At 38.2% G+C, this 15618-nt stretch carries 11 protein-coding genes; 8 read left to right on the forward strand and 3 right to left on the reverse strand.

The window, feature by feature from the left end:
• The first annotated feature begins 20 nt into the window (after positions 1 to 20).
• Positions 21 to 830 carry a posphoenolpyruvate synthetase regulatory kinase/phosphorylase PpsR gene (gene ppsR / locus HG263_RS07435; RefSeq protein ID WP_171625436.1) on the forward strand — a complete coding sequence of 270 codons (810 nt, stop codon included), beginning with the start codon at positions 21 to 23 and terminating at the stop codon, positions 828 to 830.
• Positions 831 to 860: 30 nt separating this feature from the next.
• On the opposite strand, the gene HG263_RS07440 is transcribed toward ppsR, so the two are convergent.
• On the reverse strand, positions 861 to 2216 hold the full coding sequence (locus tag HG263_RS07440; RefSeq protein WP_171625437.1) for a class II 3-deoxy-7-phosphoheptulonate synthase: 1356 nt from the start codon (positions 2214 to 2216) through the stop codon (positions 861 to 863).
• Between the two features lie 1726 nt (positions 2217 to 3942).
• Here HG263_RS07440 and HG263_RS07445 point away from each other — a divergent pair.
• Positions 3943 to 4812, forward strand: coding sequence for a DNA replication terminus site-binding protein (locus tag HG263_RS07445; RefSeq protein WP_171625438.1), 870 nt, complete (start codon positions 3943 to 3945; stop codon positions 4810 to 4812).
• 24 nt (positions 4813 to 4836) lie between these two features.
• Here the strand turns inward: HG263_RS07445 and HG263_RS07450 are convergent, their stop codons facing one another.
• Positions 4837 to 6051, reverse strand: a complete 1215-nt coding sequence (locus HG263_RS07450; protein WP_171625439.1) for a replication protein A — start codon at positions 6049 to 6051, stop codon at positions 4837 to 4839.
• Positions 6052 to 6749: 698 nt separating this feature from the next.
• Here HG263_RS07450 and HG263_RS07455 point away from each other — a divergent pair.
• The 6 genes from HG263_RS07455 (at position 6750) to HG263_RS07480 (ending at position 15016) form a co-directional block, all read left to right on the forward strand.
• Entirely contained in the window at positions 6750 to 7979 is a 1230-nt protein-coding gene (locus HG263_RS07455; protein WP_171625440.1) for an AAA family ATPase, read from the forward strand.
• A gap of 18 nt (positions 7980 to 7997) precedes the next feature.
• Positions 7998 to 8960: a transcriptional regulator gene (locus tag HG263_RS07460; protein WP_171625441.1), complete on the forward strand. Its 963-nt coding sequence runs from the start codon at positions 7998 to 8000 to the stop codon at positions 8958 to 8960.
• A gap of 163 nt (positions 8961 to 9123) precedes the next feature.
• On the forward strand, positions 9124 to 12225 hold the full coding sequence (locus HG263_RS07465) for a DEAD/DEAH box helicase (protein WP_171625442.1): 3102 nt from the start codon (positions 9124 to 9126) through the stop codon (positions 12223 to 12225).
• Positions 12226 to 12501: 276 nt separating this feature from the next.
• Positions 12502 to 12705: a hypothetical protein gene (locus HG263_RS07470; RefSeq protein WP_171625443.1), complete on the forward strand. Its 204-nt coding sequence runs from the start codon at positions 12502 to 12504 to the stop codon at positions 12703 to 12705.
• 7 nt (positions 12706 to 12712) lie between these two features.
• Positions 12713 to 13390, forward strand: a complete 678-nt coding sequence (locus HG263_RS07475; RefSeq protein ID WP_171625444.1) for a response regulator — start codon at positions 12713 to 12715, stop codon at positions 13388 to 13390.
• Positions 13391 to 13573: 183 nt separating this feature from the next.
• Positions 13574 to 15016 (forward strand): DNA recombination protein RmuC, encoded by a 1443-nt coding sequence (locus tag HG263_RS07480; RefSeq protein WP_171625445.1) that lies wholly within the window; start codon positions 13574 to 13576, stop codon positions 15014 to 15016.
• A gap of 38 nt (positions 15017 to 15054) precedes the next feature.
• On the opposite strand, the gene HG263_RS07485 is transcribed toward HG263_RS07480, so the two are convergent.
• Positions 15055 to 15546, reverse strand: a complete 492-nt coding sequence (locus HG263_RS07485; RefSeq protein WP_171625446.1) for a hypothetical protein — start codon at positions 15544 to 15546, stop codon at positions 15055 to 15057.
• Positions 15547 to 15618 lie beyond the last annotated feature (72 nt).

The raw sequence follows: 15618 nt of genomic DNA on the forward strand, positions 1-15618 counted from the left end.
TTTGAAATAATAAGGTTATCATGAGAACCGCATTTTATATCTCGGACGGGACAGCAATTACGTCAGAAGTATTTGGTCATGCAACGCTATCTATGTTTCCTGTGGAGTTTAACCACCAGACAATTCCATTTGTAGAGACAATTCAAAAAGCAAAAGAAATCAAAGCACTCATAGACACAACATCACAAAATAGTGGTGAAAAGCCATTGGTATTTTTCACGTTTGTTAACCCAGAACTCTCTGACATTATCTTATCCTCTCAGGGCGTTTGTTATGACTTTCTTGCGCTGGCAAGCAAAGTTGTTAAAAAAGAGCTCAATGTTGATCCTGTGCCTAAAATTCACCGAACTCACTCTATACATGAAGCGAGCTATGATTTTCGTATCGAGGCTGTGAATTACGCATTAGCAAATGATGATGGGGCCAATATAAAAGACTATGAACAAGCAGATATTATTTTGGTTGGTGTAAGCCGCTGTGGTAAAACACCAACGAGTTTATATCTAGCGCTGCAATATGGTATCAAAGCTGCAAACTATCCTATGACAGAGGATGATTTGGAAAAAGGCAATTATCCTCGTTGCTTACTTCCATATAAACATAAGCTATTTGGTCTGACGATTAATCCAGAAAGGTTAGCTGCGATCCGAGAGGGACGCATGGCAAATTCTAAATACGCTTCGCTGAGACAATGTCGAATAGAAGTGAGGGAAGTAGAGATGTTATTTAAACGCCATAAAACGCCTTATTTGAATTCTACATCTCATTCCGTTGAAGAAATATCTGCCAAGATTATTTCTGAGACTGGGCTAACAAGAAGAAAGTATTAAAAAGGCCGCTGTAGCGGCCTTTCATAAAAGCTAAGCTTTAGTTCGAGCGTCTTTAAGTAAGTCTGCTACTAAAAAGCCAAGCTCTAATACCTGATCGGCGTTTAAGCGCGGGTCACACTGAGTACGATACCTTTGTGCTAGGTCCTCATCTGAAAGACCATAAGCACCGCCAGTGCATTCTGTAACGTGCTGACCAGTCATTTCAAGGTGCACGCCGCCGGGGTAGGACCCCTCAGCTTTATGAACAGCAAAGAACTGGCTGATTTCGCGTAAAATATTATTAAAGCTACGTGTCTTATAACCAGTGCTCGCTTTTTCTGTGTTACCGTGCATTGGATCTGATGACCAAATAACCTTTTTGCCCTCTTCTTGCACTTTACGCACTAGCGCAGGCAGTTTCTCTGGTAGCACATCCGCGCCCATACGCGTAATAAGTGTTAGCCTACCTGGTATATTGTCTGGGTTTAAAGCATCAATGAGTTCAATCAACTCATCTGGTTTCATACCTGGACCGACTTTAACACCTATCGGATTTTTAATTCCTCTAAAAAACTCAATATGAGCATGGTCTAGCTGTCTAGTACGCTCACCAATCCAAACAAAGTGCGCAGAGCAATCATACCAATCACCACTTAGGTGATCCCTGCGAGTAAGTGCTTCTTCATAACCTAAAAGAAGTGCTTCGTGTGAAGTGTATAAGTCAGTTTCTTTTAGACTTGGCGCTACTGCTGAGTTAATACCACAAACTTCCATAAATTCGAGCGCATCTTGAATCCTGTCAGCTAGTTGTTGATACTTCTCTTTTAAAGGGTTTGCAGCAACAAAGCTCATGTTCCAACGGTTAACTTGATGTAAGTCTGCAAGTCCGCCTTGTGCAAATGCCCTTAGTAGGTTAAGTGTCGCGGCGCTGTGATGGTACGCAGTCATAAGGCGATTTGGATCGGGGATACGAGCGTCTTCAGTGAACTCGAAGTTATTAATTATATCGCCTCGATATGACGGTAACGAAACTCCATCTATTGTTTCAAAGTCAGATGAGCGTGGCTTTGCATATTGCCCTGCCATTCTAGCAATTTTAACCACTGGGCATTTCCCGCCATAAGTTAAAACTACAGCCATCTGTAGTAATGTTTTGAAAGTATCCCTTATGTTTGCTGCATTAAAATCTGCAAACGATTCTGCACAATCACCGCCTTGCAGCAAGAAAGCTTTACCTTCGCATACATCGGCTAGTTGTTTGTATAAACTTCTCGTTTCTTCAGCAAAAACAAGAGGTGGTGCACTGTTTAATTGTTTCTCTACCAATTTCAGGTCTTCCTGAGATGGGTATTCTGGTTGCTGTACAATCGGATGCTCTCTCCAACTGTCAGGGTTCCATGGCTTCATTTGTTTTCCTCATTCCAAGTAGTATTACTTCAAAGTGAAAGTAACGTATAGAGCTCTTTGCATCAAGGAAAATTTCAACTTACAAGTGTTTAAGGCTTTATTCATAGGAATAAGAAAAGGAACACATCATACTATTTAATCTTAATAACAAGCCACACACCGAGCTGACTTTAAAATAAAAGCCAACAAAACGAACGCACGTTCTTGGTATCAGCTACTATTACTAATTAATAAAAACGTATATAAATCAATCTCTATTTAATACTTTTTATAAATAGTAGTCATTTCTATGCGCCTTTAACTGTTTGGCACACAGCTTTGTTAAAGACGCAAGAAGGTTACTTCAGTGTGACTGTGTTATTTTGCCTAATCTATGTATGTTAATTCTCCTTGTTTTTGGTAGTTAGGTTATACGCTAAGGCACTATCTGGCGTGTCATTGCTGACAGAAAGCGCTTTGCAATCTCCTCTCCTTTTACAGCCCATCACATCAATTGCAATAAAACAGCCGTTCGAGAGCTTACTAAAGCTTTTCTTCCTATAGATTTGAAACTAGGTAATATCAATGTGGCTTACTACCTGGGTGTCGTGGCGCGGACTATAATTTTTTTATCAGGCAAGTTTGTAAAGGGAAAATCTTCAATTTTCTCCCAACAATGACAACCTCTGATTACGTCGCTGATTGTCAAGAATAGATGATTCTCACTTTACATTGTTTGTGTAGATTATTAGTGGAAGAGAAATGTATAGGCTGAAATAGAGGGACTACTTATCTTAAAAGTTCATGCTGTTTCCGTGACCTAAAACATAGTATCAGTAACTTTATTCTGGCTTTGGCTGTAATAATTTGACGTTTAGAAATCATGTCACTTAGCAAAACTTAAAAAAAACTGGTGATAGTAGTTTGAGCGGTAAACGGGTTCAGAGGTAATTAAGGAATTTGTGTATAAATTATATCGAGAAGTAACACAACATCATTGCGAAGATAGCTAATAGTATTCTCCCTCTTTTGTGTCAAAACAACATATTTAACATAATACATTCGATAGTTCCGTTACCGCTTTTTGTAGATTTTAATTGGGTTGAAGATAAGAACGTGTTATTTTCAATAAAAGAACACATCATACGTAATGTTAAATATATATATAACCTTAGCATCTTTCAAAATGTAAGACTAAATTATCAGCAACATCAATTTCTTTATTTGCTAAGATCATAATATTGTCTATTAGATGATGTTATTAATCTCAAATCACACGAATTTTATACTCGTGCAGTATTTCGTCTGTTTCAAAGCTAATGATATATGAGCTGGTTTTCATCCCTTTCACTTATACACTAGCCGTATAGCTATAAGGGATTTAGTGTTCGTTCGAAATCCTATTTTTGATATTTTTGTCTTTAGGCACATTATCATATGCACTACTTTCTAATACTGGTAGTTATATATGTTCATAAATAATTTACTCGTTATTAGTCTCTTTTTTGTGAAAACTGGTCAAACTAGTGAGTACTAACTTAGTGTTTTATTGTGCTCCTCTGCTCTATTTCAAATGATTTAAAATTATACAAAGTAAGTTACCCAGTGGACCAAAATGATTATGGAAGGTAATAAAAGATCCAAAAAAAGAATATATTTGCTATCATTACGATAGAGAACACATCATACAGATGTGTTGAAATAAACAAACTCAGCAACCTCAAAAAAAATGGATGATGTGTTCTTCATGAAAACCAAATTTTCTATTCGCTCGCAGTTCGACTTACTTTTTGAGCAACTGTCTCTGTTTTGTGATGAAATTCGTAACGCCGATATTATTAATACAATCTATTTTCAGTTACCTGAAATTACTAAAGAACATGAAGATAAAGCACCATCTTCAATTCATGTTAACAAAATAGCCGGGGATGATGCGATAAAAAGAATAGTAAGTGCTTACTTGGATTTATTCGTCGACAAAAAAGTCAGTAGCAAAGTAATGCAACGACATCCAGGTCTTTTGAGTATTAATGACCCTAAAGGCCATCTCATGAAACGACTCAACTACGTTAATGAGGCAAAACAAAAATTTAAAGACTTAATATTAGAAATTCCAAATAATGATGCACGTTTTGAGGCTGTTCACAATGCAATCCCATCACTTATAACGCTTGCCAGTTATCGAAAAATTCACAGTGAAAATGCTATACCATATTCAGTGCGATTTACCTGGATGACAAAGCATGCCACCCGAACGCTTTCAAAGGAAGCTGCATTAGATATGCTTTCTCGCTCATCAAATTATTCAAATCCACGAATGATAGACCAGCAATCTTGGCAAACTCTTGTTGAACAAGAAAAGCTGCGTGTTAGTAGTTTGACTGAAAAGAGTAAACTACGTATCCGGCGCCCAACACGCGTTTCTCCTGAAGTAAATGTACGATTCACTGCACAAAAACGTTACCATGTCAGTGCAGCATTACCTTTTATTCTTTTTAATCCACATCCAGAAACAAAATTGGGTGATCTACCCCATTACGAGAAAATAGAAAATCATCCAAGAAAACGGGCTTACAATTTTTTAGTAGATAGAATTTATTTAGAAAAGGTCGATTAAAAAAAGCGCCAATTGGCGCTTTCTTTATTTTTTAACAATTTCTTCTAACGTATCTTCGTCTATCACTTCTGCATTTTCAACGATACGTTTTCCACCTTGAATTTCGATGCGCTTGTGATGTTTATTCAATGCTAAGATTTCCTCACAGAATTGCGCGGATGGATGCATCTCATATACATAGTCTATAATTTGCCCCGTTTTATCATCTTTAACATTTGTGATGCTATATTCAGATATCGCGCCTTTTTCGATTAGATCTTTCATCGTTGTCGTCATATCTCGACGCAATGCTTTAAGTTTATTCTCAGAAATATCATCAGTTGAGTAAATAGTGCCATATTTTTCCATAATGGATAGCAATCTAAAATGATACGTTTTTCCGGGTGCAGCATAGCGCCACAAATGATACAAACGAAGCATCATCCAACGTGATAAGCCTCTTTTTAATTCCTGAGCACTATTAAAGTAGTATCCTTTATACTCGAGATTATCAATCATGTTATGAACAAAAGCATTTAAACAGGCTACGCATTTAATATTGCCGCCCTGCCCTTTTTTGCCACTAAAATGCAAAGAAGATAAAAAGTTCATATTTGACTCATAGAACGAATCATCAATATCCGAATTTTTTGTATCAGTTGCCGAATATTTAAATGATAACTTCGAACCTTGTAAGGCTTCCAAAGATTCTTTAATTTGAGGATATGGCATGGATTGTCCAACAGCCTTAAGCTCTTGGGCTAACTCGTTCATTGAAAAGATAACCGCATATTGAATACCTGATTTGAAGTTTATCTTTACAATTTTTCCTTTAGAAGCAAGACGAATTAGAGCCCGCTCTACTTTTTCTTCTCTATCTGACGGCCAGACAAGATACTCAACGTCATCCCCGTCCTTTTTTGTACTTACGACAGCAGGGGTAATTTTGATCTCACCTTCATACAAAATTCCATCGACTTTTTCGGATATTCGACGGGTAACTATCGTCTTTTTAGGAGCTTCTTCGAGTGGCAGCTTTTTGTGACCTGAACGTACAAATCTACCCCAAAGATCATAGTGATTAAAAGTATTAGAATAAGCTCTTAAACCATGGGCTGCATTTTCAATTGATATACGAACATCTTTATTATCAGTGAATAACGCTAAACTCTCGTTATCAATAGCGCTTTCCACACCATGGATTTGCCCTCGCAACGAATCAGGTAGGTTATCTACCGAGATGTTCACCTTTCGGCTCATTGTTCTTACTTCCAAAATATTATGACAGCTTATAACAACATATTCATAAGCAAAAGTTAATGACTAAAGTTAGTAAAAATCTGATCTAAGCTCAATTTTTTATTTTAGATCACTTTTTTACTAAGTAATTTTTTTTCAGATCAAATTTATACTAACTAGTCTAATATAAAGTCAGTTTTCAGCTTTAATTTAGCTAAAATATCGCAATAACTAACTGATTTATGGGTGCTCTGTGTATAACTTGATATTTCCTTGGTATAGATCTGATCTAAACCAAGAAAAGATCTGATCTTTACTTACTTAGCCTTGAGTTCAATCACCTTTTTGTGGGTAACTTGCTGATTTTACTTAGTATAAATATGATCTAGCTAAACTTTTTTGTGGATAAACCTGTTAATAAGCTTGTTATAAAACGAAACGTGAAATAGAGCTTAGTAAAAGCTCGATCTGTCACTACGTATAGATCGGATCTTTACTGCGTATAATTGCGATCTGATATCTATCACTTTATTTTTATAAAACAGCTAGTTATACCTAATTTTTTGCCTCTTAGCCTTTATATACCTATATATTTAACCATACTTAATCTTAGTTTATTAATCTTAAGTTAGTAAAATTTCAAATGTCTTTCATTTTTATTGTTTACTACCAATTCAATGGACATTATAATGTTTGGTATCAAGTAAAGGATATCGTGTATGTCAATTAATAACAAAGCACTATCAACATATAGTCTTTTAAAAGCAACAGCTGAGGTTGCAGAGCAATCTCTTGAAGGGCGAATTCAACATTATCGAGCTCACCTTAAAACCGACGAAAAAGAGCTTAGAACGTATACCCAAAAGGCCGCAGCAGATCTACTTGGTTGTAATAATAGAACTTTAAAAAGACGCCATGATCAAGGCGATTTTGACCACCTTAGTATTCAAAAGGGGGCAAATGGACATTATGCTTACACCCTATCCAATATTTTCGCTATGGCAGAAATAATGGGTGTTGATGCCGATCAAAGAAAAGAAGGCGATAAACTGCAAGTTATTGTTATCAATTCTCTCAAAGGTGGCTGCGGTAAAACAACCTCACTTGTAAACATCGCAGCAGCATTAGCCACAACAAATATTAAAAGATATCGTATTGGCATCATCGATTTAGATCCTCAAGGCTCATCTTCAAGTTTTTTCCCTTCTAATGATCCTGAACCCATCACGGTAGGTGATTTAATGCGAGATTGTATTGAGCTTGAACCAAACGAGACATGGCAAAGTGTCGTTTCTAATGCGTTTCAAACCACACACATCCCAAATATAAGGGTCTTGCCATCAGGGATGGACGATTTTTACTTTGAACATGAAACTGCAACAGAACTAAAAGAAAGTTCTAGCTACGAGCAAACTCGTCACTATCATAAACTATATGAAAAAGTAATTGAGCCTGTAGAAAACGAGTTCGACATTATTCTAATAGATACAGCCCCATCGCTTAACTTTATGTTTTACAATGCATTAATGGCATCAACAGCGATGTTAATCCCGGTTCATCCAGAAGCGGTTGATTTTGACGCCAATAACAAATATCTGAAGCGTTTGGGCGAAATTTATCACACGGTTGCAGCACTTGGTCATGAAGGGTGGGATTTCATGCAATTTTTGGTGACAAACTATGTAAAAGGCAATCACTCACAAAGAGATATTGTTAAAGACGTACGTAGTGCATTTGGACGTCAGGTAATGAGTTACCCCATAAATCATAGCTCAGCTATTACAGCCAGCTCATCATCGTTTAATACCATTTTTGATCAAAAGACTTCTGACAGCCTAGCGAGTAGAGAGTCTTTGATCAAAGCACAGGAAAATATAAAAGACGTGGTTGATGAATTAGAAATGTTGATCCGCTCAAATTGGCCATCAACGCAATCATCACTGACGTAAGAAGAATAAGGTTAACTAATGGCAAAGAAACGTAAAAATGACACTAGGCTCGATCCTTTCGCGTCTCCTGTTGAAGGTAGTAGTCTTGATGATTTACTAGATCAAGCAAAAGTTGGTGATGTGATCACGATGCCAGCTCCTAGTGATCCAAACAGAACGATCACCTTAACTTGTCACGTGATCAAGCATAAAGATATTGAGCTAAAAACCAAAGTTTATGGCCAAAACCGTCGTGAACAGTCCCTTTTAAACGAGCGCTCTGTAGCTGACATATTACCTGCAATAAAAAATGATAAGCGAAACCTTCATCCGGCATTATGTTGGCAAAAAGACAATATTCATTGGGTACTGTCAGGATCTAGACGCAGAAAAGCCTGTTCATTAGCTGGGGCTGATTATGTAGTTTTAACCTCTAACGATTTTAATGAAAATGACGCTAAATTGCTGGCTGTCTCATCAGATCAGTACATAGCACCTAGTTTATGGGAATTAGGCCAAGCGTATGCTGGTACGAAGCTTAAGCTTCAAGAACAGGGTAAAAAAGGGTCTTTTAGAGAAATCGCTGCTATAGAAGGTGTGTCTCATACCGCGATTGCAGATGCGATAAAGGCTTACGAACAGATACCAAAAAATGTACTTAACCTTTACCCTACAGCAAACCATGTGGGCAGAGAGGCTGCAAAAAAGATCATAGAAGCGATTCAACAAGAGCCTGAGCTGTTCCAGCAAATGCTAAAAGAAGTACCGTCACAGCCCTTTATGGAAGAACAAATGAGTGACGAAAAGCGATCTTTGATGATCACCAAGTACCTCACTACTTTTGAAGATAAATCTCACCGTAATGAGTCTTTGCTAGAAAGCGACTTTGTGAAAGTACAAAGAAGCCTAAAAAGTGGTGATGTGACCATTAAGATTGATAATAGAGTGCTCACAGATAAGCGTTTAGAGCAGCTGCAAAAAATCCTTTCTAACTATAATTAACAAACACCTGATCAAGTAGCTAAAATAACTACTTGGTCAGGTAAAAGCTCAACCCCTTGTGCTCCAACCAGTTAAATTAAGCACTTTATTGCTTATCTACCCCTTTTGCTTACAAGCACAATCCCATATACTGGGCGGATAAGTAAATTTTAGTATTGTGCTGATGTCTACGCAGTTATCTAAAGAACAGTTATTTGCATTGTTTGAAGAAATTAAACAAGAGCAAGCCACTCAATTTCCACTTTCTGAGCGTTTTTTAAAGCAGTACTTTAATACGCAAATGCTCAGTAAAGCCAAAGAGTATCTGAAGGATTCGCAAATAAGCTTCTTAGAGCACAGCGAAGACTTTGCAAAGATTGATGCGCAAATCATTGGTAATCACGGTAATACGTTTTCACAACATATCAGTATCGAGCAAAAGTCTGCTGGTATAAGACTTGATGCGCAATGTACCTGCTCAAGCAATCCTAAATGTCGTCATATTGCAGCTGTTCTGCTTAAGTTAAAAATAGAGCATTCCGGCGGCTTTGGTGAATCCTATCTCGTCAATGACTGGTTTAATGAATTAGAGTTATTGCAGTCTCCGAAGTTGCATGAATCAGATAACGTATTGTTGTTTTCACTCGAACCACATGGCCAAGAATTATTACTTTCACCCAAAATTAGCCCGTTTAGACCCGATGGCGAATATCCATTAGGACGGTCGCTAACGGAGCAGCAGCTTTCGAGCCAGCTGGCTCCTGCAGGCATTGCCGATGATGATTTTAGATTGTTTACCTGGGTTAGGTCCCAAAATACGCCAGGGCATTATGAACTGAGTGGAACATGGGGGTATGCAGCATTACAACAATTGCTAAACACCAACAGACTTTACTTTCAGAATAATCGTACGCCACTGAGCGCAGCTCATCAGCAAAGCCTTAAATTTGTATGGCAGCAAGAGATGGGGAACGTACAATTGCGGCCGCAATTGACCAACACCGAACAGTGGTTGCTGATAAAAACAGATCCCCCCTATTATTTGGATACTGAACGTATGTGTGTTGGGCCAATAAACTCAGAGCTTGATAGCAATGAAATAGCCCATTTGCAAACAATGCCGCCAGTTGCATCAGATCAACTTGAACAGGTATATCAGCGCTTCGCTCAGCTGTACTGTGCAGATGTAATAGAGCCTCCCAAGGGGATCGCTAACCTATCAGTGACTAAACGCCTGAGTAACCGTTTGAGCGCGATTGATACCATAGATGGTCTGCGTCTAAAACTGAGCTGGGACAACACAGCTAAACTCTCAAAGGGAGATTTGGCGAAACAGCAAAAGCGTAGTGAACAGTTACTTTTAGGATTAGGGCTATCGTATAAAGATGGGCTGTTATGTTTACCCGTCGATAATGATCAAGCTTATCACTGGTTTAATAATGAAGTTCGCCCTCAATTGATTGCTAAAGGCTGGGATGTGGACGAAATATCCACGAATATGCCCGTTATTGAGCCTACAGTGTCACTGGCACTACGCAGAGACAAGCATCATCACATTCTCGGCAAAGTGCAGTTTGGGGACAAAACGGTTTTGCTTGATTGGGATACTAGGCCTCGCAGTGAACTCAATGAACTGGCGAACAAATTTCAATATGTAAAAATTGCTGAGCAATCCTATGCTGTTGACAGTGCAACTTTTACCAAGTTGTTAAGCCTGAAATCTCGTTTTAGTTATTATTTGTCTAATAGTCAGTTTAAATTTCCTCTGTATTTCGCTAAAGAATTGTTTGCGTTAGAGAATATAACGATTAGCTGCGATGATACGCGCTTATTAAGCTATCTAGATGAATTACAAAACCCACGTGAAACCTCGAATGTTATTCCTGCAAGCACCAGTCAAACTTTTGTGCTGCGAGATTATCAAGAGCTAGGTGTAAATTGGCTTAAGTTTTTAAACCGTCATCAGCTTGGGGGTATTTTGGCTGACGATATGGGACTTGGCAAAACGTTGCAGGTTATCGCCTATTTCATTACGCAACATAACACCTTGGTGAATACGCCCAGCCTAATTGTTTGTCCAACAAGTTTGGTTGGTAATTGGCAAAATGAATTTGCGCGTTTTGCACCACACCTGAGTTTAACGACAGTGCATGGTAGTAACCGCGACGAAAGTCTTGCTCAAATACACAAAGCAAAGTTTATTTTAACCACTTACCCTGTGTTGAAAAGGGATTTGGCGCACTACAAAGCGCTTGAGTTTGATTCTATCGTGCTTGATGAAGCGCAATACATTAAAAATGAATCTGCGCAAATTTCAAAATGTGTAAAGCAACTAAAAGCACAGTTCAAACTGTGTTTAAGCGGTACGCCGGTAGAAAATAATCTATTGGAGCTAAAATCACTGCTTGATTTTGTCATGCCCGATATTCTGGGGACAAGACAGCAGTTTAAACAGTATTTCCAGTATCCAATTGAAAAAGAGCAAAATAGAGAACGAGCAAAAGAGCTACACTCTGTCATCACTCCGTTCATTTTACGTCGCACAAAGGCACAAGTTGTTCAAGAGCTACCTGACAAAACTGAGCTGGTAAAAGAGCTAGAGTTTTCACCTACTCAAGCCGAGCTTTATAGGAGTGTTCAACAACAAGTGGAAGATAATTTAACGCACTTGTTTAAAGAGCAAGGTATGCAACGTAGCAAGTTAATGTTTTTAGACGCATTGTTGAAGCTTAGGCAAATTTGCTGCCACCCAACTTTGGTTGATGCCCAAAGTCAGGGCGAGAGCGCTAAATTCGAATGGTTGAGAGATCATCTGCCGATCATGCTTGAGCAAGGTAGAAAGGTGATTATTTTCAGTCAATTCACTAGTGTACTTGATTTAATTGCTCAGCAATGTGAGCAACAGCTGCTTTCTTTCACTATGTTGACAGGCCAAACACGTCATCGAGATAAGGTAATTAGCGCATTTACAGATGGTCAATGTAATGTCTTTTTAATTAGTTTGAAAGCCGGTGGCACCGGACTAAATTTAACCCAAGCAGATACGGTTATTCATTTTGATCCTTGGTGGAACCCTGCTGTAGAAAATCAAGCCACAGATCGAGCTTACCGAATAGGACAAGACAAGCCTGTTTTTGTTTACAAACTGATCATGGCTAATTCTATTGAGCAAAAAGTGTTTAATATGCAAAAACAAAAACAAGCACTCGTAGATGCTTTATTTGAAGATAAGGGTATGAATTTAAATAACTTTGATGAAGAGCAAATGTTGTCGCTGTTACGTTAAAAAGAATGCGGAAGTAATTTATTTAATCTAATGTTGAACTAAACGTTTATCAGCGAGTCTATTATTATGCTTGTTGTAGCGATAAGCATTTGTTGATTCCCCCTTGATTACCATTTTGTAATAAAGCCAGCGAAAGCTGGCTTTTTTGTTTGTTAAGATAGAAGCGCAGGTAATGCATTCCATATTTGCTCCATATTATGATGTTTAAATATCCATACTAAAACTTAATCACACTTACATTGTTAGGTCGGTTAATATCAATAAGGATATATCATCATGAGCCGTCATGAATTGCCTCAGAATCTTAATTTTATAGAACCTGCTTCGCAAAGCGATTATGATCTGTTAGATGAAGTTGCTGCGTGTGAAGATCTAGATAGTATTTTAGTGATGTTGCTTTTGGATGACACGTTATCAGATTCATTACGCCGTAAAGTAAATAACCAATTGAAAGCAAAACAAAGTGCTACATTGAACTAGAGGGTTTATGCATCACATTTTAATAGTCGAAGATGATTTTGATATTGCAGAGCAATTAATATTGTTCTTTAAAGCGTCTGGATTCGAAACTTCTCATATAGCCGATGGCGGATTGGTTGTTGATTGGGTTAAATTAAATCAACCAGATGCGATTGTTATGGATATCATGTTGCCAAACCAAGATGGTGTTGAGTGCATGAAGCAAATTCGTCAGTTTTCGATGGTCCCAATTGTGATGGTGACCGCTAAGGTGGCTGAAGCTGACAGGCTTAAAGGGCTCGAATTTGGCGCTGATGATTATGTATGTAAGCCATTTAGTGCTGCAGAGCTTGTCATGCGTATTAAAGCTATTTTAAGACGTTGCACACCCAATGAGCAAACACAGCAAAAAGTCGCGGTTAATGAATCCGAGTTATCTATCTGCATTGTTGGCAAACCACTTGTTCTAACCAAGGTTGAGTTTGATATATTTTTACTCTTGTATAAAGCGCCAAGCCGCGTGTTTTCCCGCCAACAAATCTTAGACCTTATCCAACCAGATAATTTTGATATTTCTGATCGAGTAATCGACAGCCACATAAAAAATATTCGTAAGAAAATAAAGCAACTTGGCTTCTGTGCTAAGTTAATTGGCTCCGTATATGGTGCCGGTTATCGTTATGACGCCCAACAACTCGAAGAATGAGTTAATTAATCTCAGCTCAGGATAAACGCCTTGATTTTGAGAACATTATCATTCATCGGATGAGTAATGTTAGTTTTTATCACACCGATAATTAAAACTCCTATTCAAACGGGGTTAATTAAGTGCTTGTATTAGCTCATTAAGGTATTATCAAACATATGAGTTTTATCTTTGAGATAATGTATGTTTGATACGCTTGTTTCGCACATCAGCTGGTTGCATCTAGCCTTAATTGGCGGCGGTGCGGTTGTGACTTTTCCTTGGTATATCATGCAAAAGCAAAAGCTTTCCTCGCAGCTAAATACCATAGAACAACGCCTTGTTGAGCACGCTGAACAGGCCACTGATTACGCTGAGCAAGTAAGGCAATTACAAGCTGAAAAATTGCAGTTGCATGGGAATTGTCAGCAATATCAGGCGCGATTGAGTGAAAAGCAACAGCAAGCGAACCAGTACCATCTGCTATGGCAGCAAAGTGAAAAATCTCTGGTGCAAAGCACAGAAAAATCCCACGGTTTAGAAATTGAATTAACCGACCTTAAAACTACACTAGAGCAAAAACAACAAGCATTTGATGCACAAATTGAGCAGCTAGAAAAATCCAAGGCTATTTTGAAACAAGAATTTGAAAATATTGCGAATCAGATTTTTGAAGAAAAGACAGCGCGTTTTAACAGTCAAAGCCAAGAGCGTATAAGTCAATTGTTGCAGCCAGTGCAGGGTGAGCTAAAGGGATTTCGTGACAAAATGGAAGCGATTCATAGTGAAGAGCTAAAACAGCGTGCTTCTTTAAAAACAGAACTTATGCATTTGCAAGCGAATAATAAAACAATCACCGAGCAAGCTGATAAGCTAACCACTGCACTGCAAGGACAGAAGAAAACCCAAGGTAATTGGGGTGAGTTGATGCTTGAAAATGTACTTGATAGTGCTGGTTTAAGAGCTGGGTTTGACTATAAAAGAGAAGTGTCATTTACCACTGAGCAAGGCAAGTTTCGTCCCGATGTTATAGTGTATTTACCTCAACAGCGTCACTTGGTAATTGACGCAAAAACGTCTTTAAATGCTTATACCCGTTATGTTAACTCCGATAATGACGTTAGTGCCAAAGATGCGCTTGTTGAACATTGCCAAGCGGTGCAAGCAAGAATAAAAGAGCTTGGTGATAAATCTTATGAGCGGCTACCTGGGCTTAACTCGCCAGAAGTCGTGATCATGTTTATCCCTGTTGAGTCAGCTTTTGTTGAAGCGATTAAGCACAACCCTAATTTATATCAGCAAGCACTTGATATGAATGTTTTAGTGGCCACACCGACGACCTTACTTACTAGTTTAAATATTGTTAAACAACTATGGAAGTTTGAAGAGCAGAGTAAGCACAGCAGAGAGTTGGCGTTACGGGCGGAGAAGTTTTACAACAAGTTAAATGCCTTTTTGCACAGTATGGATGGCGTCGGAAAACAACTAGATAAAGCCAAAGAAAGCTATGATAAAGCATTTGGTCAGCTATACAGCGGAAAAGGAAATTTGATCAAGCAAGCATCTGAATTTAAAGAATTAGGGGTGTCGGTAAGTAAATCTTTACCAGAGGAAGTCGTCGAAAAGTCCCGTTTAGAACTTGAGTAATGTTAACCCCCTTTACAGGGGGTTAAATGCAGACTTTATCAAGCCATATTTGGATTTACGCACTTAGCGTAGATGCCTTTACGCGGAGAGTCGACAAATAAGCTGATATACAGATTGTACTTTCTCACATCTCTCCACACTTGACTGTTTGTTGAAGGACATAACGAGTTTTTTATATATTTTGATATCTGTAACTCATCCATTGCCAGCTCTGTTGGTATTTTTATTAGCACGTTAATATCTGAACTTGTAAACTTGGCATCGTAAAACTCCCAACTCCCCATAATAAACTGCTTTGAAAAATGTCTAGTTATGCGCTCTTTTTGCGCTTTATTCAAAGTTGAAATTAAGGTTTGTTGAGAGCTGTCAAGGAAGCATACCCACAGAGTTGCAATAACAAAAAAACCAAGAAGTAGTATGGCAATTATCGACTTGTTATCGTCACTTTTTTTTAATTTAGCTTGCTTCTTTTTTTGACGTATTTCGACAACTTTGGCCCAATCTCCGTGTTTCATAGTTTGCTGTGTCATTTTTCTTTCCTCTCGTGTGTAACGCTATTTAAGCGAATAAATGTGGAAGAAAAATGAAGCATCTAGTTAGTG

The organism is Pseudoalteromonas caenipelagi, assembly GCF_013140855.1.
GTDB classification, from domain to species: Bacteria; Pseudomonadota; Gammaproteobacteria; order Enterobacterales; family Alteromonadaceae; genus Pseudoalteromonas; species Pseudoalteromonas caenipelagi.